Source organism: Microbacterium sp. M4A5_1d (assembly GCF_053345465.1).
Window position 1 is genome coordinate 850,165 of the sequence record NZ_JBKFAD010000001.1, and the last position, 26,253, is coordinate 876,417.

26 protein-coding genes are annotated in these 26,253 nt (G+C 70.2%); 5 read left to right on the forward strand and 21 right to left on the reverse strand.

Going from position 1 to position 26,253, the window contains the following annotated elements:
- Window positions 1–9: 9 nt before the first annotated feature.
- The 11 genes from tyrS to argC all read right to left on the reverse strand — a co-directional run bounded on the left by tyrS (window position 10) and on the right by argC (window position 11,164).
- On the reverse strand, window positions 10–1,314 hold the full coding sequence (gene tyrS / locus ACLBWJ_RS04105) for a tyrosine--tRNA ligase (RefSeq protein WP_447659766.1): 1,305 nt from the start codon (window positions 1,312–1,314) through the stop codon (window positions 10–12).
- 158 nt (window positions 1,315–1,472) lie between these two features.
- A complete protein-coding gene (locus ACLBWJ_RS04110; RefSeq protein WP_274177579.1) occupies window positions 1,473–1,823 on the reverse strand; it encodes a VOC family protein in 351 nt (116 codons plus the stop codon).
- 73 nt (window positions 1,824–1,896) lie between these two features.
- Window positions 1,897–2,592 (reverse strand): hypothetical protein, encoded by a 696-nt coding sequence (locus ACLBWJ_RS04115; protein WP_447659767.1) that lies wholly within the window; start codon window positions 2,590–2,592, stop codon window positions 1,897–1,899.
- The gene (locus ACLBWJ_RS04120) at window positions 2,589–3,233 is read right to left on the reverse strand and encodes a SatD family protein (protein ID WP_447659768.1); all 645 of its coding nucleotides are present in this window, start codon (window positions 3,231–3,233) and stop codon (window positions 2,589–2,591) included. Before ACLBWJ_RS04120 ends, ACLBWJ_RS04115 begins: the two co-directional genes overlap by 4 nt.
- 78 nt (window positions 3,234–3,311) lie before the next feature.
- Entirely contained in the window at window positions 3,312–4,742 is a 1,431-nt protein-coding gene (gene argH / locus ACLBWJ_RS04125; RefSeq protein WP_447659769.1) for an argininosuccinate lyase, read from the reverse strand.
- A gap of 9 nt (window positions 4,743–4,751) precedes the next feature.
- Window positions 4,752–5,852 carry a heparan-alpha-glucosaminide N-acetyltransferase domain-containing protein gene (locus ACLBWJ_RS04130; protein WP_447660084.1) on the reverse strand — a complete coding sequence of 367 codons (1,101 nt, stop codon included), beginning with the start codon at window positions 5,850–5,852 and terminating at the stop codon, window positions 4,752–4,754.
- 33 nt (window positions 5,853–5,885) lie between these two features.
- The gene (gene argF, locus ACLBWJ_RS04135) at window positions 5,886–6,809 is read right to left on the reverse strand and encodes an ornithine carbamoyltransferase (protein WP_064956902.1); all 924 of its coding nucleotides are present in this window, start codon (window positions 6,807–6,809) and stop codon (window positions 5,886–5,888) included.
- Complete coding sequence (locus ACLBWJ_RS04140; RefSeq protein ID WP_447659770.1) at window positions 6,806–8,053, reverse strand: acetylornithine transaminase; 1,248 nt, start codon at window positions 8,051–8,053, stop codon at window positions 6,806–6,808. The genes argF and ACLBWJ_RS04140 overlap by 4 nt, the downstream gene beginning before the upstream one ends.
- Window positions 8,050–8,955, reverse strand: a complete 906-nt coding sequence (gene argB / locus ACLBWJ_RS04145) for an acetylglutamate kinase (RefSeq protein WP_114587953.1) — start codon at window positions 8,953–8,955, stop codon at window positions 8,050–8,052. The genes ACLBWJ_RS04140 and argB overlap by 4 nt, the downstream gene beginning before the upstream one ends.
- Window positions 8,952–10,109 carry a bifunctional glutamate N-acetyltransferase/amino-acid acetyltransferase ArgJ gene (gene argJ / locus ACLBWJ_RS04150; RefSeq protein ID WP_447659771.1) on the reverse strand — a complete coding sequence of 386 codons (1,158 nt, stop codon included), beginning with the start codon at window positions 10,107–10,109 and terminating at the stop codon, window positions 8,952–8,954. The genes argB and argJ overlap by 4 nt, the downstream gene beginning before the upstream one ends.
- Complete coding sequence (gene argC, locus ACLBWJ_RS04155; RefSeq protein WP_447659772.1) at window positions 10,106–11,164, reverse strand: N-acetyl-gamma-glutamyl-phosphate reductase; 1,059 nt, start codon at window positions 11,162–11,164, stop codon at window positions 10,106–10,108. The genes argJ and argC overlap by 4 nt, the downstream gene beginning before the upstream one ends.
- A gap of 367 nt (window positions 11,165–11,531) precedes the next feature.
- Here argC and ACLBWJ_RS04160 point away from each other — a divergent pair, with 367 nt between their 5' ends.
- Genes ACLBWJ_RS04160 through ACLBWJ_RS04175 form a run of 4 tightly spaced genes read left to right on the forward strand, consistent with a single transcriptional unit; the run spans window position 11,532 to window position 14,159 of the window.
- On the forward strand, window positions 11,532–12,188 hold the full coding sequence (locus ACLBWJ_RS04160; protein ID WP_274177572.1) for a hypothetical protein: 657 nt from the start codon (window positions 11,532–11,534) through the stop codon (window positions 12,186–12,188).
- Window positions 12,185–12,484 carry a transcriptional regulator gene (locus ACLBWJ_RS04165; protein WP_447659773.1) on the forward strand — a complete coding sequence of 100 codons (300 nt, stop codon included), beginning with the start codon at window positions 12,185–12,187 and terminating at the stop codon, window positions 12,482–12,484. Before ACLBWJ_RS04160 ends, ACLBWJ_RS04165 begins: the two co-directional genes overlap by 4 nt.
- Window positions 12,481–13,407 carry an ABC transporter ATP-binding protein gene (locus ACLBWJ_RS04170; protein WP_447659774.1) on the forward strand — a complete coding sequence of 309 codons (927 nt, stop codon included), beginning with the start codon at window positions 12,481–12,483 and terminating at the stop codon, window positions 13,405–13,407. The genes ACLBWJ_RS04165 and ACLBWJ_RS04170 overlap by 4 nt, the downstream gene beginning before the upstream one ends.
- Window positions 13,407–14,159 (forward strand): ABC transporter permease, encoded by a 753-nt coding sequence (locus ACLBWJ_RS04175; protein WP_447659775.1) that lies wholly within the window; start codon window positions 13,407–13,409, stop codon window positions 14,157–14,159. Before ACLBWJ_RS04170 ends, ACLBWJ_RS04175 begins: the two co-directional genes overlap by 1 nt.
- A gap of 31 nt (window positions 14,160–14,190) precedes the next feature.
- On the opposite strand, the gene ACLBWJ_RS04180 is transcribed toward ACLBWJ_RS04175, so the two are convergent.
- Window positions 14,191–15,771, reverse strand: a complete 1,581-nt coding sequence (locus ACLBWJ_RS04180; RefSeq protein ID WP_282502305.1) for a hypothetical protein — start codon at window positions 15,769–15,771, stop codon at window positions 14,191–14,193.
- Window positions 15,753–16,556, reverse strand: a complete 804-nt coding sequence (locus tag ACLBWJ_RS04185; protein ID WP_240309665.1) for an ABC transporter ATP-binding protein — start codon at window positions 16,554–16,556, stop codon at window positions 15,753–15,755. The genes ACLBWJ_RS04180 and ACLBWJ_RS04185 overlap by 19 nt, the downstream gene beginning before the upstream one ends.
- Before the next feature lie 59 nt (window positions 16,557–16,615).
- Between ACLBWJ_RS04185 and ACLBWJ_RS04190 the strand changes: the two genes are divergently transcribed.
- Window positions 16,616–17,740, forward strand: a complete 1,125-nt coding sequence (locus ACLBWJ_RS04190; protein WP_378717976.1) for an AAA family ATPase — start codon at window positions 16,616–16,618, stop codon at window positions 17,738–17,740.
- 108 nt (window positions 17,741–17,848) lie between these two features.
- Here ACLBWJ_RS04190 and pheT read toward each other — a convergent pair whose 3' ends face one another.
- The 8 genes from pheT to rplT all read right to left on the reverse strand — a co-directional run bounded on the left by pheT (window position 17,849) and on the right by rplT (window position 26,240).
- A complete protein-coding gene (gene pheT / locus ACLBWJ_RS04195; protein ID WP_282502303.1) occupies window positions 17,849–20,356 on the reverse strand; it encodes a phenylalanine--tRNA ligase subunit beta in 2,508 nt (835 codons plus the stop codon).
- Window positions 20,356–21,396 carry a phenylalanine--tRNA ligase subunit alpha gene (gene pheS, locus ACLBWJ_RS04200; protein ID WP_094261998.1) on the reverse strand — a complete coding sequence of 347 codons (1,041 nt, stop codon included), beginning with the start codon at window positions 21,394–21,396 and terminating at the stop codon, window positions 20,356–20,358. Before pheS ends, pheT begins: the two co-directional genes overlap by 1 nt.
- A gap of 70 nt (window positions 21,397–21,466) precedes the next feature.
- Window positions 21,467–22,396, reverse strand: a complete 930-nt coding sequence (locus tag ACLBWJ_RS04205; protein ID WP_114588012.1) for an amino acid ABC transporter permease — start codon at window positions 22,394–22,396, stop codon at window positions 21,467–21,469.
- Window positions 22,393–23,040 (reverse strand): amino acid ABC transporter permease, encoded by a 648-nt coding sequence (locus ACLBWJ_RS04210; protein WP_112613805.1) that lies wholly within the window; start codon window positions 23,038–23,040, stop codon window positions 22,393–22,395. Before ACLBWJ_RS04210 ends, ACLBWJ_RS04205 begins: the two co-directional genes overlap by 4 nt.
- Window positions 23,041–23,110: 70 nt before the next feature.
- The gene (locus tag ACLBWJ_RS04215; protein ID WP_274177565.1) at window positions 23,111–24,022 is read right to left on the reverse strand and encodes a glutamate ABC transporter substrate-binding protein; all 912 of its coding nucleotides are present in this window, start codon (window positions 24,020–24,022) and stop codon (window positions 23,111–23,113) included.
- 56 nt (window positions 24,023–24,078) lie between these two features.
- Window positions 24,079–24,870 (reverse strand): amino acid ABC transporter ATP-binding protein, encoded by a 792-nt coding sequence (locus tag ACLBWJ_RS04220; protein ID WP_112613801.1) that lies wholly within the window; start codon window positions 24,868–24,870, stop codon window positions 24,079–24,081.
- 113 nt (window positions 24,871–24,983) lie between these two features.
- The gene (locus ACLBWJ_RS04225; protein WP_114587965.1) at window positions 24,984–25,781 is read right to left on the reverse strand and encodes a TrmH family RNA methyltransferase; all 798 of its coding nucleotides are present in this window, start codon (window positions 25,779–25,781) and stop codon (window positions 24,984–24,986) included.
- Between the two features lie 78 nt (window positions 25,782–25,859).
- Window positions 25,860–26,240, reverse strand: a complete 381-nt coding sequence (gene rplT / locus ACLBWJ_RS04230; protein WP_023951735.1) for a 50S ribosomal protein L20 — start codon at window positions 26,238–26,240, stop codon at window positions 25,860–25,862.
- Window positions 26,241–26,253: the final 13 nt, after the last annotated feature.

Here is a 26,253-nt window from a genome sequence, read left to right on the forward strand (position 1 = left end):
CCGGTCGGGTCAGTCCTCGACGAAGACGCCCGCGAGCGTCTTCTTGCCTCGCCGCAGCACGGCCACACCACCCGGCAGATCGCCGACGACGACGGCCGACTCGTCGTCGACCTTCGCACCGTTGATCGAGACGCCGCCCTGCGCGATGGCCCGGCGGGCCTCCGACAGGCTGCCGACGAGCCCGGTGTCGACGAGTAGCTGCACGACCGAGGCGCCGGCCGACGCCGTGGCGTGGGGAAGCTCCTGCAGAGCCGAGCGCAGCGTGGCAGCGTCGAGCGCGGTCAGGTCGCCCTGGCCGAACAACGCGTCGGATGCCGCGATGACCTTCGCCGTCGCGTCGACGCCGTGCACCGTCGCGGTGACCTCGAATGCCAGACGCTTCTGAGCGGCACGGCGGAACGGCTCGTCGGCGACGAGTCGCTCGTACTGCGCGATCTCGGCGCTGCTGAGGAACGTGAACACCTTCAGGCGCTCGACGACATCGGCATCCGCGGTCGAGAGCCAGAACTGGTAGAACGCGTACGGGCTCGTGAGCTCAGCGTCGATCCAGATGGCATTGCCCTCGCTCTTGCCGAACTTCGTGCCGTCGCTGTTGGTGATCAGCGGCGTGCCGAATGCGTGCACCGAGGTGCCCTCGACACGGTGGATGAGGTCGGTGCCACTGGTGAGGTTGCCCCACTGGTCCGATCCACCGGTCTGCAGCGTGCAGCCGTACTGGCGGTAGAGCTCGAGGAAGTCGAGCCCCTGCAGAATCTGGTAGCTGAACTCGGTGTAGCTGATGCCGGCATCCGAGTTCAGGCGCGCGGCGACGGCATCCTTCTTCAGCATCGTGCCGACGCGGTAGTGCTTGCCGATCTCGCGCAGGAAGTCGATCGCCGACATCGGCGCCGTCCAGTCGAGGTTGTTCACCATGCGGGCGGCGTTCTCGCCCTCGAAGCTGAGGTACTTCTCGATCTGACCGCGCAGCCGGTCGACCCACTCGGCGACGGTCTCGCGCGAGTTGAGCGTGCGCTCGGCGGTCGGACGGGGGTCGCCGATGAGGCCGGTCGAGCCGCCGACGAGACCGAGGGGCTTGTGACCGGCCAGCTGCAGACGGCGAAGGGTCAGCAGCTGCACGAGGTGACCGAGGTGCAGGGATGCCGCCGTCGGGTCGAAGCCGCAGTAATACGTGATGGGGTCTCCGCCGAGCGCTTCTCGCAGCGCTTCCTGGTCGGTGGACACATGCACGAGACCGCGCCACACCAGCTCGTCCCACACGTTCTCGAACGCGGGATCGAGCGCCACGGGGGCGGTCGTCAGGGCTTCATCAGACACGCGCTTCAGGTTATCAGCGGCGCACCCGCCGACACCGCCGGTGGGGCAGGTCCGACCTGACAGGAATCAGCCTGAGTCGTCCCGTCGACAGGCTGAGAAACGCCTGGGGCGGCTTCGCCGCCCCGACCTGGCGTCTGAGCCTGACGACGGCACGCGAGTCAGCTCGCCGAGACCTGGTCGTACAGACCGATCACATTGCCCTCGGAGTCTCGCAAGTAGACCCAGCGCGCGTCGTCGCCGAGAGCCTGGATCTCACCGACCTGTTCGCCGCCCGCTGCAACCGCCGCGGCCACGACGTCTTCGATGCGGTCGACGGTGAAGACGACTGTCGGATGCGGCACGGCAGACCGTTTGTGCAGGTCGCCGTTGACGCCTTCGCCATCGGGCTGCCGCAGCACGCCCATGTCATCTCCCCACGGCTCGTAGTCGAACCCGAGAACGGTTCGGTAGAACTCCCGGGCGCGCGCGATGTCGTCGGCCGGGATCTCGAAATGCTCCATCTTCGCCATGCCTTGAGCATGACGAACGCCGCTCAGCACGACAAGAGTCAACGGCGCACCCGCCGACCCGCCTCGATGACGGTCAGGCGGCGGTGCCCCACCAGATGAGAAAGGCCGCGCCGAGGGCGACGACCCAGCTGACGAGGCTTCCGACGAGGAAGTACTCGGCGCGGTCTCCCCCGTCGTGGTCGCGCGAGATCTCCGGGAAGCGGACGATGCCCTTCGCCGCGAGCACGGCGGCCAGCAGCGTGAACGCACCGGTGAGGGTGAGGGCGAACACGAGCACGCGCTCGAGGGGGCCGATGATGCGCCCGCCTTTCAGCTCGTTCGCCGCTTCGGCGGCGACGACACCGCCCCGCAGCGATGCCCGCACGATGACGTTGCCGGACTCGACGAGGAAGACCAGCGCTCCCGCGAGCGCGATGGCGAGGTCGAGGCTCACGACGCCGAGGGGCGAGTCGATCGGCCAGATCTGTTCCAGAGGCCCCTGGCCGTCGCGCACCCCGATGAGGGCGACCGCCACGGCCACCACGACGGCCAGAAGCGCCGCAGGCCACAGTCCCCATCGAGTGGGCTCGCGCGTCGAGGTGACCGCCGCCCACCCGGCCGCGACGGCGATCGCCGCGAACCACCAGGCCGCGGCGCCCGCCCAGGCCGCGAGCGGCAGCAGCGCCGCGCCGAAGACCACCAGCACGATCCCGAGCTTCGCGCCCGACAGCCGCTTGCGGGCGAGGTCGAGCCCGCCGACCGCGAGAAGGATGAGTCCCGCGCCGATCACGACGAGCGCTCCGTCAGGGCCGCGTACCCGGCGACGATCGCGGGAGCTCCGGATGACGCCAGCAGCTGCGACACGGCCGACTGGGTGATGCCCTCCTCCTTCGCGAGAGCGCCCTGGGTGCGACCGAGGCAGCGACCGTAGGTCAGGCGCCGCGCGCGCGCCGACATCGCCCCGACGAGTTCGTCGCGGGCGAGCGCGTAGGCGTTGGCGAAGCGAATGCGGTCGGCCATGGCGACATCCTCGTCCTCCCCTCCGACAATGCGGATGCGGGCGCGCGGAACCGCGCGGTCCTGCATCGCGTGCACCTGCTCGATCGCCTCGCGCGCCCGCCACCACCCCGGCCCGTCGGAGATGTCCGAACTCTCGGATGCGACCGAGCCGACGTCGCCGACACCGACCCCGAAGCGCAGCGACGCCTCGTCGGGCAGCGCCAGCTGCAGGAGCAGAAGCCAGGCCAGCGCGTCATCCATCTCGTCGAAGACCGCCTGGAACTCGTCGGCGAACGTGGCACGCATCGGGGTCACGGCGACGGGAAAGGCGCGATCGACCTCGGCCATCGCTGCTTCGATCTGCGCCTGGGTGCGGCTGCGATCGTCGAGCAGGCGAGAGCCGACGATGTCGGCGATGACAGCAACGGTCATGCAGATCAGGCTAACACTTATATCTCGCGGATATCAGTCATCAGCTGATGAATACCCGGTATCAGCCGATCGCTTATGTCAGAGCTGCCACACCCGCACGGCCTGCTGAGCCTGAGCGATCAGTGCCGCACGCTGCTCGTCGACCCGCACCGGCGCGGTTCCGCCGATGCCGTCGCGGCTGGCGACCGATCCCTCGGGCGACAGAACCTCGCGGACCTCGGGAGCCAGGTGCTCCGAGACCGAGACGAGGTCGTCATCGGATGCCTCATGCAGCTCGATGCCCCGCTCCTCGCAGAGCCGCACGAGCGAGCCCGAGATCTCGTGCGCCTCGCGGAACGGCACACCGCGCTTGACGAGCCACTCGGCGACATCGGTCGCGAGCGAGAACCCCTGCGGCGCGAGCTCGGCCATCCGGTCGACGTCGAAGCGAAGCGTCGCGACCATGCCGGCGAATGCGGGCAGGACGACCTCGAGCGTCTCGATCGAGTCGAAGACCGGCTCCTTGTCCTCCTGCAGGTCGCGGTTGTACGCGAGCGGCAGCGCCTTGAGGGTCGCGAGCAGGCCCGAGAGGTTGCCGATCACACGACCGGCCTTGCCGCGAGCGAGCTCGGCGATGTCGGGGTTCTTCTTCTGCGGCATGATGCTCGACCCGGTCGAGTAGCCGTCATCGAGCGTGACGAAGCCGAACTCGCGGGTGTTCCAGATGATGATGTCTTCGGCGAACCGCGAGCTGTCGACGCCGATCATCGCGGCGATGAAAGCGAACTCGGCCACGACATCCCGCGAGGAGGTGCCGTCGATCGAGTTGTCGGCGGGACGCTCGAGGCCGAGCTCCGTGGCCACGAGCTGCGGGTCGAGACCGAGGGTCGCACCGGCGAGCGCTCCCCCGCCGTAGGGCGAGATCCGCGCGCGCACCGACCAGTCACGCAGGCGCTCCAGGTCGCGCAGCAGCGGCCAGGCGTGGGCCTGCAGGTGGTGGGCGAGCAGCACTGGCTGCGCGTGCTGCAGGTGGGTGCGGCCGGGCATGATCGCGCGGGAGTGGTTCTCGGCCTGACCGACGATGGCGTCGATGACTCGCAGGATGTCGCGGGCGATGACCTCGGCGTGATCGAGCAGGTACAGACGCACGAGCGTGGCGATCTGGTCGTTGCGGCTGCGTCCGGCGCGCAGCTTGCCGCCGAGCTCCGGTCCGACGGTCGCGATGAGGGCGGCCTCGAGTGCGCCGTGCACGTCTTCGTCGCCGGGGGCTGGCTGCAGCGATCCGTCGCGGACGGCGGCGAGCACCGAGTCGAGCCCCGCGTGCATGCGGCTCTCCTCGTCGGGCGTGAGGTACCCGGCGGCGGCGAGCGCCTTCGCGTGAGCGTGAGATCCGGCGATGTCGTATCCGGCGAGCGCCCAGTCGAAGTGCGTCGATCGGCTCAGGCGGGCCAGCTCGGGCGCGGGGCCCGAGGCGAAGCGGGCTCCCCAGAGAGCCCCGGAGTTCGTGCCGCCTGACGTGTCTGCGCTCATCGCTCCAGCCTATCGGGGCGGCATCGCTGTGCCCGGCGCCTCCACGCGCCCGCGCACCGTCAGCCGGGCGAGTGCGTCGATGCCGGCTTCGAGGGGGCCCCGCCCGACGACGAGCGCCCAGGCGGTGCATCCGACGATGATGCCGAGGGTCATCGGCCAGAACGGATCGAGGGCTCGGTAGGAGTCGAGCTCGAAGACGCCCGGCTCGGCGGCGGGCCGGGTGAGCGCCCATACGACGATCTGCGCCGAGTACGCGGTCAGCGGCATCGAGCCCACGGCGCGCAGCGGCAGCGCGACCCACGTGAGGGGCGTCCGGCACACGAGCACGCACACGCCGATGACGAGGAGGGCGAACCCGCCGGACCCGATCACCTCGAACAGTCCGGACGAATGCGCTTCCCCGGTCCACGGGGTCTGTCCGAAGACCTCGGAGCGTCCCCACACGATGTCGAGAGCGGCCCCGGCAGCGGTCAGGGCGAGCCCCGCGAGCGCGAGGAGCCACGGCGTCGCGCGCGAGCGCAGGTCGAGACGCGCCGCCCCCATGCCCGCGAGGACGAACGCCATCCAGGTGAGGAACGGGTAATGCCATCCGACAGCGTTCGAGACGTCGACCCCCTCGGGTGTCGACCAGAACGACAGGCCGTCGATCGCCGCTTGCGGAAACGGCGCGACGAGCCCGACGACCGCGGCCGCAATGAGCAGCGTGCGTGCCCGCAGCGGCAGCACCGCGGCAGCGAGCACGAACAGCAGCGCGTAGGCGGGAAGGATGACGTACACCGGCACCGCGAGGAAGAGAAGCAGCACGCCGATCACCCAGATCGCTCCGGCCCGCACGAGCAGGCGCAGACGGGCCGTCTCGAGTCGTGGCCCGCGCAGCGGAACCGGTCCGCCGCTGATGAGCCCGATCGAGACACCCGCGAGCGTTGCGAACAGGATCGACGAGCGCCCGTGGACGATCCCCTCGTACGAGGAGGGGATCGTCCAATCGAAGTCGGGGATCGCGAGCAGGTGCGCCGCGAGCATCCCGATCACGGCGAGGCCGCGAGCGAGGTCGACGCCGTCGATGCGCGAGGGCGCGAACAGCGGGCGGCGGCGCAGCATCTCGCTCATCCCCGGCACCGGCCGCTCCTCACCGCTCCGCGGTCACTGCTGACGCAGCAGCCAGACCAGCAGCGCCTTCTGCGCGTGCAGACGGTTCTCGGCCTCGTCCCAGACGACGCTGTGCGAGCCGTCGATGACGTCGGCGTCGACCTCGTAGCCCCGGTCGGCGGGCAGGCAGTGCATGAAGATCGCCCCGTCGGCGGCGGCATCCATCGTCTGCTGCGTCACCTTGTACGCACCCAGATCGCGGATGCGTGCGATCTTCTCCTCCTCCTTGCCCATCGACACCCACGTGTCGGTCACGATGACGTCGGCGCCGGATGCCGCTTCGAGCGGGTCGACGAGGATCGTGACCGATCCGCCCGTCTGTGCCGCGATGCGCTGCGCGTCGGCGACGACATCCTCACGCGGGCCGTACCCCTCGGGAGACGCGACTCGAACGTGCATGCCCGCGGTCACGCCCGCGAGCACGTACGAGTGACCCATGTTCGACTGCCCGTCGCCGAAGAACGACAGCGTGAGCCCGGCGAGGTCGCCCTTGTGCTCGCGGATGGTCAGCAGGTCGGCGAGCAGCTGGCACGGGTGGAAGTCGTCGCTCAGCGCGTTGACGACCGGCACGCGGGTACCGCGCGCCATCTCCTCGAGGCCTGCCTGCGCGTACGTGCGCCACACGATCGCGGCGACCTGGCGCTCGAGCACGCGCGCGGTGTCGGACGGGGTCTCCTTGCCGCCGAGCTGGCTGTTGGCCGTCGAGATGATCAGCGGCGAGCCACCGAGGTCGGCGATGCCGACCGCGAACGAGACGCGCGTGCGGGTCGACGACTTGTCGAAGATGACCGCGACGGTCTGCGGACCCTCGAGGGGCTTCAGCTTCCAGCGGTCCTTCTTCAGCGAGAGGGCGAGATCGAGGACCTCGGCCTGCTCGGCCGGGCTCAGGTCGTCGTCGCGGAGCAGGTGGCGGGTCATGCGGATTCCTCCGTGGTCGTGTTCTCGAGAAGCAGGGCCGACTCGACGGTGCGCAGCGCGGCGGTGAAAAGCTCGGCGAACTCGTCGATCTCGACGTCGCCGATGGTGAGCGGCGGAGCGATCCGCACGGTGCGGTCGTTGGCGGCGTTGACGATCAGGCCGTGCTCCTGCGCCGCCGCGACGACGGCGCCGGCGACCGGATGCCGCAGCCCGACGCCCAGCAGCAGACCCTGTCCGCGCACGCCCTCGACCAGTGCCGAATCGATCGTCTCGAGCACCTGCCGCAGGCGTGCGCCGTGAGCTGCGGCGGCCTCGACGAGCCCGCCGTTCTCGATCTCGCCGAGGACGGCCGACGCCACAGCGGTGCCCAGCGGGTTGCCGCCGAACGTCGAGCCGTGCGTGCCCGGGTAGAACAGATCGCTCGCGCTCGCGAAGGTGATGAGCGCGCCGATCGGGAACCCGCCCCCGATGCCCTTGGCGACCGTGATCGCGTCGGGCTCGATGCCGGCGTGCTGGAACGCGAACCACGCGCCGGTGCGCCCGGCACCGGTCTGGATCTCGTCGACGATCAGCAGCGCACCGTGGCGCTTCGTGATCTCACGCGCCGCCGCGAGGTATCCCTCGGGCAGCGGGATGACCCCGGCCTCGCCCTTGATGGGCTCGACGAACAGGGCTGCGACGCGGTCGTCGATCGCGGCCTCGAGAGCCTCGATCGTCGAGTCGATGCTCTCGACGCCGGGAACCATCGGCTCGAACGGCTGCTGCATCTGCGGCTTGCCGGTGAGGGCGAGGGTGCCCATCGTGCGACCGTGGAACGCGTCCTTCAGCGCGAGGATGCGGGGGCGCTCGGCTCCGCCGTGCAGACGCGCGAGCTTGAACGCCGCCTCGTTCGCCTCGGCGCCGGAGTTGCCGAAGTAGACGCGACCGGCGTCGCCGGTGCCCGCGAGACGCTTGAGCTTCGCCGCGAGCTCGAGCTGCGGCGGCGTGGCGAAGTAGTTCGAGACGTGCGACAAGGTGGCTGCCTGACGCGAGACCGCCTCGACGAACACGGGGTGAGCGTGTCCGAGCGAGTTGACGGCGATGCCGGCCAGGAAGTCGAGGTAGCGCTTGCCGTCGACATCCCAGACGTACGCGCCCTCGCCGCGCTCGAGCAGCGCCAGGCGTGCGCCGGCGCTGCGGACGAGGTCGCGATCGACGTCATCCGCCCATGTGGGCGCTGTCTGCTGGATCGTCGGGTTCGTCATCCCGCCACCACCTCCGTACCGATTCCCTGTGCTGTGAAGACTTCGACCAGCACCGAGTGGGGCTGGCGTCCGTCGATGATGGCCGCCGTGTCCACTCCCCCGTCGACCGCGTCGAGGCATGCCTGCATCTTCGGGATCATCCCCGACTCGAGCTTCGGCAGCATCGCGCGCAGGTCGGTCGACGTCAGATGCGAGACGAGCGAGTCGCGGTTGGGCCAGTCGGCGTAGAGGCCGGGCACGTCGGTGAGGACGACGAGCTTCGTGGCGCCGAGGGCCGTCGCGAGAGCCGCGGCCGCGGCATCCGCATTCACGTTGAGGGAATGACCGGGGTTGTCGAGATCGGGTGCGATCGAGGAGATGACCGGGATGCGGCCGGCGTCGAGCTGATCGTGCACCGGCTGGGGGTCGACCTCGACGACATCGCCGACGTGCCCGAGGTCGTGCTCGGTGCCGTCGATGACCACGCCGCGGCGGCGACCGCCGAACAGACCGGCATCCTCCCCCGACAGGCCCGTCGCGAACGGACCGTACGCGTTGATGCGGGCGACGAGCTGCGGGTTGATCTGCCCGGTCAGCACCATCCGGACGACATCGATCGCCTCGGTGCTGGTGACCCGGTAGCCGCCCTTGAACTCGCTCTCGATCGAGAGCCGGTCGAGCATCTTCGAGATCTGCGGGCCGCCGCCGTGGACGACGACGGGCTTCACGCCGACGAAACGCAGGTAGGCGATGTCTTGCGCGAACGACTCCTGCAACTCCTCAGAAACCATCGCGTTGCCGCCGTACTTGATGACGATGATCTGATCGCGGAAGCGCTGCAGCCACGGCAGCGACTCGATGAGGACGCCCGCCTTGGCGGCCGCCTCTTCGGGGGTCGTGTACTGGAGGTCGATGTCGTTCATGAGGAGTAAGCGCTGTTCTCGTGGACGTAGTCGTGCGTGAGGTCGTTCGTGAGGATCGTCGCCGTGGCATCGCCCGACTTCAGGTCGATGAGGATGCGCGTCGCGCGGGGCGTCAGGTCGACCTCTTCACGCGGACGGTCGGGCCCGCCGGCGGTGCACACCCGCACGCCGTTGAACGAGACGTCGACGTCGTAGGGGTCGAAGGCCGCATCGGTCGTGCCGATTGCGGCGAGCACCCGGCCCCAGTTCGGGTCGTTGCCGAAGATCGCGGCCTTGAAGAGATTGTTGCGGGCGACCGAGCGTCCGACGACGACGGCGTCCTCTTCGGATGCCGCGCCGACGACCTCGATCGCGATGTCGTGGCTCGCGCCCTCGGCGTCACCCTGCAGCTGCTCGGCGAGGTCGGCGCACAGCTCGGCGAGCGCGGCGTTGAACTCGGCGGCATCCGGCGTCGCGCCCGACGCGCCGCTGACCATGAGGGTGACCTGGTCGTTGGTCGACATGCATCCGTCGGAGTCGAGCCGGTCGAAGCTCGTGCGAGTCGCGGAGCGCAGCGCGGCATCCGCCTGCGCCGCGTCGAGAACGGCGTCGGTGGTGATGACGACGAGCATCGTCGCGAGGCCCGGTGCGAGCATCCCCGCGCCCTTCGCCATGCCGCCGATCGTCCAGCCACCCCGTGAGACGACGGCGCGCTTGGGCCGCGAGTCGGTGGTCATGATCGCGAGCGAGGCGTCCTCGCCGCCCTCGGCACTGAGCGAGCCGATCGCCGCCGTGGTGCCCTCGAGCACCTTGGCGCGGAACACCTCGTCGCCGGTGCCGATGAGGCCCGTGGAGCAGACGAGCACATCGCCCGAGCTGACATCCAGCAGCTCCCCCGCCTTCTCGGCGGTCTGGTGCGTCGTCTGGAAGCCGAAGCTGCCCGTGAAGCAGTTCGCTCCGCCGGAGTTGAGGACGATGGCTTCGACGACGCCGTCGGCGATCGCCTGCTGCGACCACATGATCGGGTTCGCTTTGGCGCGGTTCGAGGTGAACACCGCGGCGCCGACCTTGAGCGGGCCGCGGTTGACGACGACGGCGACGTCGGGCTTTCCGGTCGACTTCAGACCCGCGGCGACACCGGCGGCTTCGAAACCCTGGGGGGCGGTGACGCTCACGGGGCGACTCCGTTCACGCTCAGGCCCGTGGTCTCGGCGAAACCGAGGGCGATGTTCATCGACTGGATGGCGGCACCGGCGGTGCCCTTGGCGAGGTTGTCGACCGCGGTCACGACGACCACACGGCCGGCGGCCCGATCGATCGCCAGGCCCATGAGCGCGGTGTTCGCGCCGGTGACGTCGGCCGTTCGAGGGAAGGAGCCTTCGGGCAGCAGCTGCACGAACGTCTCATCCGCGTAGGCGCTCTCCCACGCCTCGCGGATCTGAGCGTCGGAGACGCCGTCCGCGATCGGAGCGGTCGAGGTGGCCAGGATGCCGCGCGACATCGGCACGAGGACGGGGGTGAACGAGATGCGGATGTCGCCTACCGCGCCCGCTCCCCGCAGCGCCTGCCGGATCTCGGGGATGTGGCGGTGCGTCCCGCCGATGGCATAGGGGTTCGCCGATCCGAGGATCTCGGCGGCGAGGAGGTTCGTCTTCAGGCTCTTGCCCGCGCCCGACGGACCGACCGCGAGCACGCTCACGATGTCGCTCGGGTCGATGACACCGGCGGCGACACCGGGCGCGAGGCTCAGCGCGACGGTCGAGGCGTTGCACCCGGGAGCGGCGATGCGCGAGGCTCCGACGAGCTTGTCGCGCTGTTTGCCGGTGCCGTTCGCGCCTCCGACGAGGAGCTCGGGCACACCGTAAGTCCAGGGCTCGTGGAAGTCGCCGCCGTAGAAGGCATCCCAGTCGTCCGACGACGTCAACCGGTGGTCGGCGCCCGCGTCGACGACGAGGGCGGTGTCGGCGAGCGCCTCGGTGTACTGACCCGACTGGCCGTGCGGGAGGGCGAGGAACACGATGTCGTGCCCCGCGAGCACCTCGGGCGTCGAGGGCTGAAGCGTGAGGTGACGCAGCGAGCGGAGGTGCGGCTGGTGATCGATGAGCGGCTGACCGGCGTTGGAGTGCGCGGTGACCGTGCGGAGTTCGACCTCGGGGTGAGCGGCGAGCAGGCGCAGGATCTCGCCTCCCGCGTATCCGGATGCGCCGGAGACGGCGACGGAGAGGGGCATGACTTCCACCTTATTGTCTGGGATGACGTCGCCTTCGCGGCGACGGGGACCGGCGGCGGCGACACCACGCGCTCGACCGCGGATGCGGGAGCGTGCAGGGTCGCCTAGCGTCGGCGGTCGCCCAGACGTCGGCGCGCGCGAAGCACCGAGACGGTGCGCTGCGGGGCCGAAGACATGCGCCGACAGTAGCGCTCCCTCGCGGCATCCGCCAAATCCCCCGCTGCCGGCGTCCGCGGTATGAGGCGCAGTTGCGGCCGTCGGGCGCCGTTCGAACTGCGGCCGGCCCATCGAAGTGCGCTCGACCCGGCGGTGCGACCGCAACGATGCCGAGTTGACCGCGCAAGGTTTGCAGTGCAAAGTGGTTTGCATGGAGCACGATTCGATGGATGACGAGCAGCAGGCCGACCCGGCGGCGATGCTCGCCCTCATGCAGGACCAGCGCCGGCGCACCGCGCACTGGGTCAACCGCAACTACGCGGTGATGCTCATCACCTGGGCGGCGGCGTGGATCGTCGGATTCGGAGCCATCTGGAGCGCGGCCGACGGCGGCGGCAACCCCTGGTTCCGCATTCCGACGACCCCCGCGTGGATCGTCTTCGGCACGGTGCTCATCGCCGGCATCGTCGTCTCCGCCGTCGCCGGCATCCGCTCCGGCGTGGGCGTGCGGGGACCGTCGCGCCTGGCCGGGGCCATGTACGGCTGGGCGTGGTCGCTGTCGATGTTCGGTGCCGGCCTCCTCATCGGCGCGGTGCAGCGCACCGGCGCGGATGCCGACGTCATGGCAGTGCTCTCCCCCGCGATCTTCGTCCTGCTGGTCGGCGTGCTCTACCTCGCCGGCGGGGCGCTGTGGCGCTCCCCCGTCCAGTACGCGCTCGGCATCGTCATGATCGCCACCGCGATCGTGGCGTCGTACGCGGGCACGCCGACCAACTACCTCGTGTACGCGACCGTCGGACCGCTCGCGATGCTCATCGTCGCGACCCTGATGCTGCGCGGCGTCATCCCGGCGGAAGGCAGCCGATGACCGAGCTCGACCCGGTGATCCACGCCCCGGCCCGCCTGCGCATCGTCACGGCGCTGAACGAGGCCCTCGCCGACGGCGACGAGGTGACCTTCCCCGTGCTGCAGAAGCTGCTCGGGATGACCGCCGGGAACCTCACCACGCACCTCGCGAAGCTCGAGGCGGCGGGCTACGTCGAGACCAGCAAGGCCTTCGCGGGCCGGAAGCCCGTGACCTACGTCGCGCTGACCCCCGCCGGGCGAGCCGCGCTCCGCACGTACCGCACCCATCTGCTCGATCTCCTCGGAGGAGGATCATGACCGCCCTCATCAGCACCCGCGACCTCGTGAAGCGGTTCGGCGACGTCACCGCGCTGGCCGGAGTGACCCTCGACATCCACGCCGGCGAATGCGTCGGTCTGCTGGGCCCGAACGGCGCCGGCAAGACGACCCTTCTGTCGCTCGTCGAAGGCCTGCGAACCCCGACCAGCGGCGAGGTGCGGCTGTTCGGCGGCGACCCGCGCGACACGTCCTCGCGCGTGCGCCTCGGGTCGACCCCGCAGGCGACGGCGCTGCCCGACGCCCTGCGCGTGGGTGAAGTGCTCGACTTCGTCGCGGCTCACTTCCCGCATCCTTCTCCCCGCGCCCGCATCATCGAGGAGTTCGACCTCGGCCCGCTGCTGCGCCAGCAGTGCGGGGCGCTGTCGGGCGGGCAGCAGCGGCGTGTGTCCGTCGGGCTGGCCTTCGTCGGCGACCCCGATCTCGTGCTGCTCGACGAGCCCACGACCGGTCTCGACGTGGACGCCCGGCGCGCACTGTGGGATGCCGTCCGCGCCCGGCACGCCGCCGGATGCGCCGTCGTGGTCACGAGCCACCACCTCGAGGAGATCGAGCAGCTCGCTCACCGCGTCGTCGTCATCGACGACGGTGTCGTCCGCACCGATGACACGCTCGCGGCCGTCGTGTCGAGCGTCTCCCGACGCCGTGTCACCCTGCGCGGAGTCTCGGCGGACGACATCCGGCGCCTCGCCCCCGAGGCATCCGTCTCCACCGCGGACGACGCCGTGACGGCCGTCGTCGGCGACTCCGACGCTCTCGTCCGCTCACTCGTCGCCGCCGATCTGCCGTTCAGCGATCTGACGGTGCGCGGAGCGACGCTCGAAGAGGCGTTCCTCTCCCTGACCGCCACGTCCGCGCGCCCCGGCGCACCCGCACCCGCACCCACCACCGAGAAGGCCGCCTGATGTCCACGCTCTCGCTCACCCTGACCGCGACCAGATACAACCTCATCGAGACCGCGCGGGTTCCGATCGCGGTGATCGGGTCGGTCGTGTTCCCGACCCTCGCGTTCTGCCTGTTCGTGCTGCCCCAGGGCGCGGTCGTGGCGGATAGCAGCGTCGCCACCGCCGCCGTCTGCTCGATGGTCGTGTTCGCCTTCATGTCGTCGGGGCTGTTCTCGGTCGGGCTCGAGCTCGCCGAGCAACGCTCGAAGCCGTGGACGCCCTACCTGCGGACGCTCCCCGGCAGCCCGCTCGCCCGCATCGGGGCCCTGATCCTGGCGACCCTCGCGATCGCGACCGTGGCGATGGTGCCGCTGCTCGTGGTCGGAGGTGTCTTCACGAGCGCGCAGCCCGAACCGCTCCGGCTGCTCGCGGCCATCGTGCTCGTGATCGCGACGGCGCTTCCGCCGATGCTCATCGGTGCGATCATCGGTCTCACGACGGGCCCGAAGGCCGCCATCGCCGTCACGCAGGTGGCCCTGTTCCTGCTCGCCTTCGGCGGCGGCCTGTTCCTGCCCCCGCAGTTCTTCCCCGCCTGGCTCGACACCGCCTCGTCGATCCTGCCGATCCGTCAAGCCCGAGAGATCGTCGTCGGCGTCGCGACCGGTGCCGACGTGCCGCTCTGGGCGATCCTCGGCGTCGTCGCGTGGACGCTCGCGCTGGGCGCCCTCGTCGTGTGGCTGTACCGACGCGACGAGGGCCGCCGCTACCGCTGATCTCGAGCGGGGCCGCGGGGCCGGACGTCGATCAGGTGGGGAACGACTTGATGCGCACGAGCAGGTCGGGACCGGTCCGTTCGATCGTGCGCCCTCCGACGAGCACCCCGACGATCGCGACCACTGCGCCGAACACGACACCGGCGGCCAGCGCGATCCAGCCCCACATCGCGTCTCCCGTCACGGCGTTCACGACGGCGGGCACGATGGCCGGCAACGACAACGCGATCACCGCGGCCCATACGACGAAGACCAGCAGGCCCATGATGGAGTTCTGACCCGGGGTGCTCTTGAACGGGCTGTCACCGGGTGCGGGCACCGGGGTGACGATGAGCGCCGACGACACCGCGCACGCGCCGTATCCGGCCAGCAGCACGCCGAGGGCCGCTCCCAGCACCGCGGGCAGGTGCGCCGCGTCGCCCGACACCACCGCGGTGGCGACCGCGATGAGGCCGATTAGCGGAACTCCGACGCACGCGGCGCCGAGCAGGCGACCGAGGCGGTCGGCACGGCCGGAGATGCCGGTGGCGAGGGTCGTGCCGAAGGCCGTGCCGTCGAAGGAGACATCGGCGTAGCCCACCGCGGCCATGACGAGCGCGGCGAGCACCGGCGAGATGAGGAACATGAAGCCGTCGGTCCCGCCGGTGAAGGCGAAGAGGACGGGGAACAGCGGGATGACGATGAGCTGCCGCAGGTACCGCGGATCACGCAGCCATCCCGAGAGCGATCGCGCCCACGTCGCGCCGACACCACCGGTCGGCATCACGCCGAAGAGGCCGAGCTTTCCGGCAGCCACGGTGCGAGTCGCGCGCTGGCGCGGCGACGACACGGCCGTCTCGATGACGCGGTCCCACACGATCCAGAGCACCACGACGGTCACGATGGCGATCACGGTGCTGGCGAGCGCGGGAAGCCACTGCCCCGCCGCCGCGCTCGGGGCGACCGACCAGGCGGCACCGAGCGGAGTCCAGGCGAGAATGCCGGCGGCCTGCTGCAATCGCGTCCACAGATCGCCACCGGCCTGATCGAGCAGCGCGGCGATGCCGGTGAGGATGGGACCGGTCATGATGAGGACGACGAGCACGACGGTGCCGATGATCTCGCGCGAGCGCCGGCCGCCCATGCCGCCCGAGAGCTCGCCCATCAGGCGCGAGGCCAGCACGCAGGTGAGAACGCCGAGCAGTACCGTCGGCACGGCGACGATGGCCGCGACCGGCCACCGCACCCACACGATCAGCGTCGCGAGGGCAGCGACCGTGGTGACGATGCCGGGGATGCCGGTGAGCCCGGCACCCGCGAGGGCGAGCATGACCTGACGGCGCGTCAGGGGGAACGGCGCCAGCCGCACGGCGTCGACCGTGCTGTCGAGCCCCGCGATGATGATCGGCCCCACGAGCCAGCCGAGGATCAGCAGCGAGCCGCCGAGGACCGCGACGACGGTCGCGGCCTCGAGGTTCTCGAACACCGACAGCGCGACGAACCCGACGACGAGCCCGCCGAGGATGCCGAGACCCCAGAGCGATCCGAGGATGAAGCCGACGAGCTGCCAGGGGCGACGGGCGAGCGTGTTCCCGAGAACGCGGTAACGCAGCTTCAGGACTGTCGCAACCACTGCGGTCCCTCCGACTGGTGGCGTCCGCCGACGAGCGAGACGAAACGGTCCTGCAGGCTCTCGCCGGCACGCACCTCGTCGATCGTGCCCGCGGCGAGCACGCGGCCTGCGGCGATGACGGCGACGTGGTCGCACATGCGCTGGACGAGGTCCATCGAGTGGCTCGAGACGATCACCGATCCGCCCGAGCTGGTGTAGCTGCGCAGGACGTCCTCGATGTTCGCGGCCGACACCGGGTCGACCGACTCGAAGGGCTCGTCGAGCACGAGCAGGCGCGGGGCGTGCACGAGAGCGCACGCGAGCGCGACCTTCTTGGTCATGCCCGCAGAGTAGTCGGCGACGATCGTCCCGGCTGCGCCGCGCAGGTCCATGAGGTCGAGCAGGTCCGACACGCGCGGTGCGATCTCGGGGCGCGGCAGCCCGAACATCATCGCGGTGTAGGTGATGAGCTGCTCGCCCGTCAGACGGTCGAAGAGCCGCACGCCGTCGGCGAGGTTGCCGATCGTGCGCTTGGCGGCCACCGGGTCGCGCCACACGTCGATCCCGTGGACGCGCGCGGTGCCGGCATCCGGGCGCAACAGCCCCGTGGCCATGGAGAGGCTCGTGGTCTTACCTGCGCCGTTCGGCCCGACGAGTCCGTAGAACGAGCCGGCCGGCACGACGAGGTCGATGCCGTCGACGGCGACCTTCTCACCGAACCTCTTGACCAGGCCGAGCAATTCGAGGGCGGGGGCGGCACCGGCCGCCGGAGACGATGGGGTGACGCTGGCTGGGATCTCGCTCACGGCCCCGACACTATCGGGAACCGGAGGGCGGTGTCAGACGCAGATGCCAGAGTGAGGGGATGCTGCGCACTCTGGCTGTATCGGGATACCGCTCGCTCCGCGACGTCGTCGTGCCGCTCGGCGACCTCACCGTCGTCACCGGCCCCAACGGCTCGGGCAAGTCGAACCTCTACCGCGCGTTGCGCCTGCTCGCCGCAGCGGCACGGGGCGACATCGTGGGCGCGCTGGCACGCGAAGGAGGGCTGCCGTCGGTCCTCTGGGCCGGGCCCGAGAACGGCGGAGATCAGGGAACGGTGCGCCGGGGACCCGTCGCGGTGCAGCTCGGCTACGCGTCCGACGAGCTGGGGTACCTCATCGATCTCGGCATCCCGCAGGGCGACCAGACCAGTCCGTTCGCCCGCGACCCCGAGATCAAACGCGAACAGGTGTTCGCCGGTGTCGTCGCCAAGCCGTCGACACTGCTCATCGACCGCACGCGGCAGCTCACCCGCGTGCGCGAGCACTCCTGGACGATGCTCGACCAGCAGCTGGCGCCGTACGAGAGCATCGTCACCGATCTCGCCGACGGCGACACCGCCCCCGAACTGCTGACCCTCCGCCGCGCGATGACCGCGTGGCGCTTCTACGACCACTTCCGCGTCGACCTCGACGCCCCCGCCCGACAGCCGCAGGTCGGCACTCGCAGTCACACCCTGGCGCACGACGGAGCGAATCTCGCCGCGACCTGGGCGACGATCGTCGACGCCGGGCACGGCGACGCTCTGGCGCGTGCGGTCGACCAGGCGTTCCCGGGCAGCCGCGTGCGCGTCGTGACCTCCGACGGACTCTTCCGCCTGACGATCGAGCAGCCCGGCCTGCTGCGTCCGCTCGATGCGGCCGAGCTGTCGGACGGCACGCTGCGTTACCTGCTGCTGTGTGCCGCGCTGCTGCCGGCGCGACCCGCACCGCTCCTGGTGCTGAACGAGCCCGAGGCGAGCCTGCATCCCTCCCTCCTCGCGCCGCTGGCCTCGCTCATCCGAGCGGCATCCGAGCGCACGCAGGTGCTCACGGTGTCGCATGCCGATGCGCTCGTCGACGCTCTGCCAGAACCGTCGCGCGTCGAACTCCAGCGATCGAACGCCGAGACGACGGTCCGCGGTCAGGGTCTGCTCGACGTTCCGGCCTGGAACTGGGGCTCGCGCTGAGCCCCTCTCGGTCGGCCGGCCAGTCACGGGAACGCGTCGGGCGCAGTTCCGGACGTGGAGCGCGCCCGTAACCGCGCGTGACGTCGGGAACTGCGCCCGGTACGCAGGTCAGTCGCGGATGACGGCGCCGAAACGCTCGGCCGCGACGGCGACGCCCGCGAGCTTGGCCTCGCTCGCCTCGGCCGCCGTGAGGGTGCGGTCGTCGGCGCGGAAGCGCAGCGCGAACGTCAGGCTCTTCGAGCCCTCGGGAACGCCGGCACCGCGGTAGTCGTCGACGAGACGGAGCGACTCGAGCAGCTGGCCCGCCCCCTCCGACAGCGCCGACGCGAGCGCACCCGCCGTCACGTCCGCAGGAACGACGAGCGAGACGTCCTGCGTGGCCGCCGGGTAGCCCGACAGCGACGCGACGACGACCCGCTCCCCCGCGCTCGCCAGAACGGCGTCGAGGTCGATCTCGGCGACGAGGACACGGCCCGACAGGTCGGCCGCAGCCGAGACCTCGGGATGCAGCTCCCCGGCGTAGCCGACCTCGACACCTCCGACCGTGAGCGCGGCGGCGCGACCCGGGTGCAGCGCGGCACGACGGGCCTGCGAGATCTCGATGTCGACGCCGGCCGCCGAACCGATCGCGGCGACAGCCGCAAACACGTCGCTGAGATCGGCCGCGACGGCGGCATGCCCCGGCGACTTGGGCGCCACGTTGCCGGCGACGAGCACCGCAACGTGACGCGGCTGCGGCGGGATCGACGCGTGGAGCTCCGCGAGCGTGGCGTCGTCGGGACGCGCGGCGAGCGGCGGCACCGTCGCGGTGCCGTACTGCGTGCCCGGCTCGGGGAGGAAGACGGCACCGACCTCGAAGAGGGCGAGATCGGTCAGTCCGCGCGAGACGTTGCGGTGCGCGACCTGCAGCAGGCCCGGTACGAGCGAGCGGCGCAGGTAGGGCGCCTGCCCGTCGAGCGGATTGGCGATCTTAACCGAGGGCACTTCCTCGCCCGAGGCCGAACCGTGGAGATCGTTGCTGTCTCGCGTCGTGAACGGGAACGACGGGGTCTCGACGAAGCCCGCGGCCGCGAGCGCGTTCGAAACGCGACGTCGCCCCTTCTGCGCATCCGTCAGACCGCGACCGGAGGGAGCCGTCGGGAGGACCGACGGCACGCGGTCGAGGCCGTGGATGCGCGCGACCTCTTCGGCCAGCGTCCACTTGTCGGTGAGGTCGGGGCGCCACGACGGCGGGATGACCTCCCAACCGACATCCGTGTCGGTCACCTCGGCGCCGATCGTCTCGAGCGCCGAGACGACCTCGTCGTCGGTGTAGTCGATGCCGATGAGGCCTGCGACGAAGCCGCGCGGCAGATCGATCGCCTCGAGGAACACCTCGCCGAACAGCGCGCCACCGACCGGCTCGAGCGTGCCGCCGGCGAGCTCGACCATGAGGTCGGCGACGCGGCGGGCGGCCACGAACGGCAGCAGCGGGTCGACGCCGCGCTCGAAGCGCCGCGAGGCCTCGCTCGGCAGCTTGTGCCGACGAGCGGTGCGGGCGATCGTGACGGTGTCGAAGATCGCGGCCTCGATGAGCACGTTGCGCGTCGCATCCGTCATCTCGGTCGTGCCGCCGCCCATGACGCCGGCGAGGCCGATGGGGCCCGACTCGTCGGTGATGAGCAGGTCTTCGCCGTCGAGGGTGCGCTCCTTGCCGTCGAGCGTCGTGAGCTTCTCGCCCGCCGTCGCGCGACGCACCGTGATGCCGCCGGTGAGCTTGTCGAGGTCGTAGCCGTGAATCGGGTTGCCGAGCTCGAGCATCACGTAGTTGGTGATGTCGATCAGGATGCCGAGCGAGCGGATGCCGGCGAGCGTGAGACGCGCGACCATCCACGGCGGCGTCGGCCGCGACGGGTCGACGCCCGAGACGACGCGCACCGCGAACTCGGTCGCACCGACGCGGCCGCGGATCGGCGCCTGGTCGTCGACCGCGACGTCGAAGCCCGTCGCGGGGTGCTCGAGCTCGTCGAACTCGCGGAGACCAGGGTCGCGGAATGCCGCGCCGGTCGCGTGCGAGTACTCGCGCGCGATGCCCCGCACCGACAGCGCGTAGCCGCGGTCGGGGGTGACGTTGACGTCGATCGCGGCGTCGTCGAGTCCGAGCAGCGCGATCGCGTCGGTGCCGACCTCCGGGTCGAGTCCGAGCTCGGTCAGACGCAGGATGCCCGAGTGCTCGTCGCCGAGGCCCAGCTCCTTCGCCGAGGCGATCATGCCGTCCGAGACGTGGCCGTACGTCTTGCGCGCCGCGATCGGGAACGGACCGGGCAGCACAGCGCCGGGAAGGGTCACGACGACCTTGTCACCCTCGAAGAAGTTGCCGGCGCCGCAGACGATGCCGCGCACGCCGCCGTTCGCCTCGCCGACATCGACCTGGCACCAGCGGATCGTCTTGCCGTTGGACTGCGGCTCGGGCTCGAACGAGACCACGCGGCCCACGACGATCGGACCGGTCAGGTCGAAACCGTGGACGTCCTCCTCCTCGAAGCCGACCGACACCAGCGCCGCGAGGATGTCCTCAGGCGCGGCATCCGCCGGTACCTCGACGTACTCACGCAACCACGACAGCGGAACGCGCATCAGACCACCATCCCGAACTGCTCGCTGAAACGCACATCGCCCTCGGCCATGTCGCGCATGTCCTTCACGTCGGAGCGGAACATCAGCGTCCGCTCGATGCCCATGCCGAAGGCGAACCCGGAGTAGACCTCGGGATCGATGCCCGCGGCACGGAGCACGTTGGGGTTCACCATGCCGCAGCCGCCCCACTCGATCCAGCGCGCTCCGCCGGCGAAGGTCGGGTGCCACAGGTCGAGCTCGGCGCTCGGCTCGGTGAACGGGAAGTAGTTGGTGCGGAAGCGCGTCTTCGCCTCGGGGCCGAACAGCTCGCGCGCCGCGTGGTCGAGGGTGCCCTTGAGGTGCGCCATCGTGATGCCCTTGTCGACGACGAGGCCCTCGAACTGCGTGAACACGGGGAGGTGGGTCGCGTCGTACTCGTCGGTGCGGAACACCCGGCCCGGCGAGAGGACGTAGATCGGGATGTCGCGCTCGAGCATCGACCGCATCTGCACGGGGCTCGTCTGCGTGCGCATGACGAGGTGCCGCGCGACCGGGTCGACGAAGAACGTGTCCTGCATCTGGCGCGCGGGATGGTCGACGTCGAAGTTCAACGAGTCGAAGTTGAACCACTCGTGCTCGAGCTCCGGCCCCTCGGCGATCTCCCAGCCCATCCCGACGAAGAGGTCGGCGACCTCCTCCTGCAGGAGCGAGATCGGATGCCGCGCCCCGACGCGTCCGCGCGGGGCGATGGCGGTGACGTCGAGCGCCTCGGCCTCGAGCTTCGCGGCCGTCTCGGCGGCGGCGAGCTCGCCCTCGCGGGCGGCGAGGGCCTGGGTGACACGGCCACGCGCCTGGCCTACGAGCTTGCCGAACTCGGCCTTCTTCTCGTTGGGCACCGACCGCAGCTGCGCGTTGAGGCGCGCGAGCGGCGACCCCTCGGCCGTGTGGGCGTTGCGGGCGGACTTCAGCTCGGCGGTGGAGGACGCGTCGGCGATGGCGGCGAGGGCCGCATCCACCGCCGCGGCGACCGCGTCAGGGGTGATCTCGGGTGCGTCGGACACGGGAGTCGAGTCTACCGGCGACGGGCCCCTCCGCTTTCGCGTGAGGGGCCCGTCGGGGTCGTGCTGTGCGTCAGGCTCCGCCCGAGCTGTTGGAGTCGTACTTGCCGATCCCCTTCTGCGTGGCGATGAGCTCGGTATCGGTCGTCGGCGCCACCGGGTGGTGCAGCGGGTCGACAGCAGCTGCGCCGCCGCCTGGGGTGCGCGGCGACCGCGAGAGGCGCTTCTCGAGGAAGCTGGCGAACCACGACAGCAGCAGGCACATCACGATGTAGATCGCGCCGATGACGATGCCCGCCTGGAGGATCGGGCGCCCCGGCTGGGAGGTCAGCTGCTTGGCGTAGTACAGCAGCTCGGGATAGGTGATGATGAAGCCGAGCGCGGTGTCCTTCAGCGTCACGACGAGCTGCGCGACGATGACGGGCAGCATGGCCCGAACCGCCTGCGGCAGCAGGACGAGGCGCATGACGCCGCTCTTGCGCAGACCGATCGCGTAGCCGGCCTCCTTCTGTCCGCGCGGCAGCGACTCGATGCCGGCGCGCAGGGCCTCCGCCAGCACGGAGCCGTTGTAGGCGACGAGGGCGATGACCACGGCCCAGTACGGCTCCATGCGGATGCCGAGCGTCGGCAGCCCGTAGTACATCAGCATCATGAAGATCAGCACCGGCACGGCCCGGAACGCCTCGATGACGACGCCGAAGGGAATCCGCACCCACGCATGATCCGACAGGCGGCCGATCGCGAGAACGAAGCCGAGCGCCAGGGCACCGACGGCCGCGAGCCCGAAGGCCGCGAGCGTGTTGCCAAGCGCCCTGAGGATGCCGAGCCACACGTTGCTGAACGTGAAGATGTACCACTTGTCGGCGGAGAACTGACCGCTCACCGCGAAGCGGAAGACCACGAATCCGATCGCCGCGGCGACCAGGAGGATGGTGACGATGCCGAGGATGCGGTTGCGCAGGATCGCGCGGGGCCCCGGGACGTCGTACAGGACGGAAGTCATCGCGCGATCCTCCACTTGTTCTCGAGTCGTCGCTGCACGGCACTGAGGACCAGCACCAGGGCGACGAAGACGACGGCGACCCAGAGCAGCACGGTCAGGGCGTTCTCGCCGCGCTCGCTCAGGTTCGCGCGGATGGCGCCGAGCTCGACCACGGAGAAGCCGGCAGCAACCGTGGTGTTCTTCAGCAGCGCGATGAAGACGCTCATCATCGGCGGCACGACCGACCGGAAGGCCTGCGGCATGACGACGAGCGTCATGACCTGGCCGAACGTGAGCCCGATCGCTCGGGCCGCCTCGGCCTGGCCGACCGGCACGGTGTTGATTCCCGCGCGGATGACCTCGGCGACGTAGGTCGCGGTATAGATACCCAGCGCCCAGACGCCGAGCACCGTGAAGCCGGGGTTCGGCAGGTCGAGCTGCGGGTAGCCGAACGCGAAGAAGAAGAAGACGAGCGTCAGCGGGGTGTTGCGGATGGTGTTGACGTAGACCGTGCCGAAGGCGCGCGCCACCGGAATCGGCGAGACGCGCATGGCGCCGATCAGGGTGCCGAGGACCAGGGCGATCGCTCCGCCGGCGAAGAACAGCAACAGGGTGTTGCCGAGAGCCTCGCCCCAGAGGTCGAGGTTGTCGGTGATGACGCCCACATCGTCTCCTTGGATGGTGCGGGGCGGGGACGCGTACGCCCCCGCCCCGTGGTCATGGTGTCAGTGCGACTCAGTACGCGTCGACCGCAGGCTGCTCGACCGTGATCCCGGACTGACCGAGGTTCTTGTCGAAGATGCCCTGCCACACGTCGCCGCCGTCGGTGAGCAGCTCGTTGATGTGCGCGCGGAACGCATCGTCGCCCTTGCGCAGGCCCACGCCGTACTTCTCCTCGCTGAAGGGCTCGCCGACGACCTTGATCTCATCGGGGTACTGCGCCGCGTAACCGATCAGGATCGCCTGGTCGGTCGTGACGGCGTCGACGGTGCCGTTGATGAGCGCGTCGACGCATGCCGAGTAGAGGTCGAACTCCTCGGTGGGAACCTCGGGGTAGTTCGTCTTGATGTTCTGGATGGGCGTCGAACCGGTCGCCGAGCACACGCGCGTGTTCTCGTTGAGGTCGTCCTCGCTCGCGATGTCGCTGTCCGCGGCGACCAGCAGGCCCTGGCCCGTGATGAAGTACGGACCGGCGAAGTCGATCTGCTGCTTGCGCGCGTCGGTGATCGAGTAGGTGCCGACGTAGTAGTCGACGTCGCCGTTCACGATGGCCTGCTCACGGTTGGCCGACGCGATCGCCTTGAACTCGATCTTGTCCTCGTCGTAGCCGAGGGATGCCGCGATCCACCGTGCGATGTCGACGTCGAAGCCGCTGCGCTCGTTGGACGTCGCGTCGAGGAAGCCGAGACCGGGCTGGTCCTCCTTGACGCCGACGATCACCTTGTCGCGCGACTGGATCGCGTCGAACGTCGGGCTGCCCTCGAGCGAGACGTCGGAGGCGACCTCCCACAGGGCTTCGTTACTGTCGCCGCCGTCACCGCCGGCGGCGCCGCCGGGCGAGGTGGGCGAGCCGCTGTTGCAGCCGGTCAGAGCGATCGCAGCGATGGCGACACCGGCGAAGGCGCCGGTGATTCGTGTCTTGCGCATGTGGTCCTCCTGGTTGGGGCTTCCGCGCCCGGTGCAGAGCGCGGAGGTCGGTGGTCTCAGTGGGTGATGAGCTTGGAGAGGAAGTCCTTGGCACGGTCGCTCCGGGGCGACGTGAAGAACTGCTCGGGAACGGCCTCTTCGACGATCTGGCCGTCGGCCATGAAGACGACGCGGTCGGCGGCCTTGCGGGCGAAGCCCATCTCGTGCGTGACGACGATCATCGTCATGCCGTCCTGCGCGAGGCCGACCATGACGTCGAGCACCTCGTTGATCATCTCGGGGTCGAGCGCGCTCGTGGGCTCGTCGAAGAGCATCACCTTCGGCTTCATCGCCAGCGCGCGGGCGATCGCGACGCGCTGCTGCTGCCCGCCCGACAGTTGCGCCGGCAGCTTGTCGGCCTGGTGCCCCACGCCGACTCGGTCGAGCAGCTCACGGGCGAGCTTCTCGGCCTCGGCCTTCTTCATGCCCTTGACCTTGATCGGACCGAGCGTGACGTTCTCGAGGATCGTCAGGTGGGCGAAGAGGTTGAACGACTGGAAGACCATCCCCACGTCGGCGCGGAGCGCCGCGAGAGCCTTGCCCTCGGACGGCAGCTTCTCGCCGTCGATCGTGATCGTGCCCTCGCTGATGGTCTCGAGGCGGTTGATCGTGCGGCAGAGGGTCGACTTACCCGAGCCCGAGGGACCGATGACGACAACGACCTCGCCGCGGTTGACGGTCAGGTCGATGTCCTTCAGAGCCTGGAACGAGCCGTAGTGCTTCTGCACGCCCTCGATCACCACGAGCGGGTCGCCGCGGCGCACCGAGATGTTCGACGTCGGGGGCGCCGGGTTTTCGGGAGTCGTCATAAGAGATCACATTAAGAGCACTCCCCCGCCCTGGACCCCGCGGAACGCACCGAGTCACCGATCTGTAACAGAATCGGAATACACGGCGCATCCGGCTGGCGTCGTCGACGGGTTCAGCCGGCGCGCTGGGCGAACGCGGTCTCGTAGAGGCACACGCTCGCGGCGGTCGCCAGGTTGAGCGACTCGGCGGCGCCGTAGATCGGCAGCCGCAGCGCGAGGTCGGCCTGGGCCAGGGCCTCGTCGGCCAGGCCGCGCGCCTCGTTGCCGAAGAGCCACGCCGTGGGCTCCGCGAGCGTCGCACGGTGGTCGAGGAACTCCTCGCCCTTGACGTCCGCGGCGACGACTCGCAGTCCCGCCTCGTGCGCCCGCGCCACGGCGGCGTCGAGCTCGACACCGAGCACGATCGGCAGGTGGAACAGCGACCCGGTGGTCGAGCGCACCACCTTGGGGTTGTAGGGATCGACGGTGCGACCCGTCAAGACGACGGCATCCGCACCGGCGGCATCCGCGGCTCGGATGATGGTGCCGAGGTTGCCGGGGTCGCGCACCTCTTCGCAGATCGCGACGAGGCGGGGACCGGCGGCGAAGATGTCACGCAGCGACGACGGCGACTGACGCGCGACGGCGACGATGCCCTGGGGCGTGACGGTGTCGGCCATCGCCTCGAGCACGGCCTCGCTCGCCGAGACGACGGCGACGCCGGCCTTCTCGGCGTTCGCAGCCAGTTCGGGATGCCGCTCGATCGCGCCAGGTGTCGCGAAGACCTCGACCAGGGTGTCGGGACGGTACGCGAGCGCCTCCCGCGCGGCCTGCGGACCCTCGAGCAGGAACAGACCGGTCTCCTGACGCGCGCTGCGCTTGGTCAGCTTGGCGACGGCGCGAACGCGGGGCGAGCGGGGGTTCTCGAGCACGTTTTCAGCATACGGCGAAGGGGCGCCCTCCTCTCGGAGGACGCCCCTTCGTGCGGTGCGTGGAACGCGAAGACCCGATCAGGCCTTGGGAGCGTTGACGTCGGCGGGCAGCGCGCCCTTGGCCGTCGCCACGAGCGACGCGAAGACGGCGGGCTCGTTCACGGCGAGCTCGGCGAGCATACGACGGTCGACCTGCACACCCGCGAGGCCGAGGCCCTGGATGAAGCGGTTGTACGTGATGCCGTTCTGACGGGCAGCGGCGTTGATGCGCTGGATCCACAGACGGCGGAAGTCGCCCTTGCGCTTGCGACGGTCGCGGTACGCGTAGACGAGCGAGTGGGTGACCTGCTCCTTCGCCTTGCGGTACAGGCGCGAACGCTGTCCGCGGTAACCGGAGGCGCGCTCGAGGATGACGCGACGCTTCTTGTGGGCGTTTACTGCCCGCTTGACTCTAGCCATTTCGTTTGTTTCC

Coding starts and splice junctions, on each gene's coding strand:
- ACLBWJ_RS04205 (WP_114588012.1), bottom strand. CDS start 22,396: ATGACTTCCGTCCTGTACGACGTCCCGGGGCCCCGCGCGATCCTGCGC.
- ACLBWJ_RS04110 (WP_274177579.1), bottom strand. CDS start 1,823: ATGGCGAAGATGGAGCATTTCGAGATCCCGGCCGACGACATCGCGCGC.
- argH (WP_447659769.1), bottom strand. CDS start 4,742: ATGAGCGCAGACACGTCAGGCGGCACGAACTCCGGGGCTCTCTGGGGA.
- ACLBWJ_RS04165 (WP_447659773.1), top strand. CDS start 12,185: ATGACCGAGCTCGACCCGGTGATCCACGCCCCGGCCCGCCTGCGCATC.
- ACLBWJ_RS04215 (WP_274177565.1), bottom strand. CDS start 24,022: ATGCGCAAGACACGAATCACCGGCGCCTTCGCCGGTGTCGCCATCGCT.
- ACLBWJ_RS04175 (WP_447659775.1), top strand. CDS start 13,407: ATGTCCACGCTCTCGCTCACCCTGACCGCGACCAGATACAACCTCATC.
- argF (WP_064956902.1), bottom strand. CDS start 6,809: ATGACCCGCCACCTGCTCCGCGACGACGACCTGAGCCCGGCCGAGCAG.
- ACLBWJ_RS04140 (WP_447659770.1), bottom strand. CDS start 8,053: ATGACGAACCCGACGATCCAGCAGACAGCGCCCACATGGGCGGATGAC.
- ACLBWJ_RS04190 (WP_378717976.1), top strand. CDS start 16,616: ATGCTGCGCACTCTGGCTGTATCGGGATACCGCTCGCTCCGCGACGTC.
- ACLBWJ_RS04170 (WP_447659774.1), top strand. CDS start 12,481: ATGACCGCCCTCATCAGCACCCGCGACCTCGTGAAGCGGTTCGGCGAC.
- ACLBWJ_RS04120 (WP_447659768.1), bottom strand. CDS start 3,233: ATGACCGTTGCTGTCATCGCCGACATCGTCGGCTCTCGCCTGCTCGAC.
- rplT (WP_023951735.1), bottom strand. CDS start 26,240: ATGGCTAGAGTCAAGCGGGCAGTAAACGCCCACAAGAAGCGTCGCGTC.
- ACLBWJ_RS04160 (WP_274177572.1), top strand. CDS start 11,532: ATGGAGCACGATTCGATGGATGACGAGCAGCAGGCCGACCCGGCGGCG.
- argB (WP_114587953.1), bottom strand. CDS start 8,955: ATGAACGACATCGACCTCCAGTACACGACCCCCGAAGAGGCGGCCGCC.
- ACLBWJ_RS04220 (WP_112613801.1), bottom strand. CDS start 24,870: ATGACGACTCCCGAAAACCCGGCGCCCCCGACGTCGAACATCTCGGTG.
- ACLBWJ_RS04130 (WP_447660084.1), bottom strand. CDS start 5,852: ATGAGCGAGATGCTGCGCCGCCGCCCGCTGTTCGCGCCCTCGCGCATC.
- argC (WP_447659772.1), bottom strand. CDS start 11,164: ATGCCCCTCTCCGTCGCCGTCTCCGGCGCATCCGGATACGCGGGAGGC.
- pheT (WP_282502303.1), bottom strand. CDS start 20,356: ATGCGCGTTCCGCTGTCGTGGTTGCGTGAGTACGTCGAGGTACCGGCG.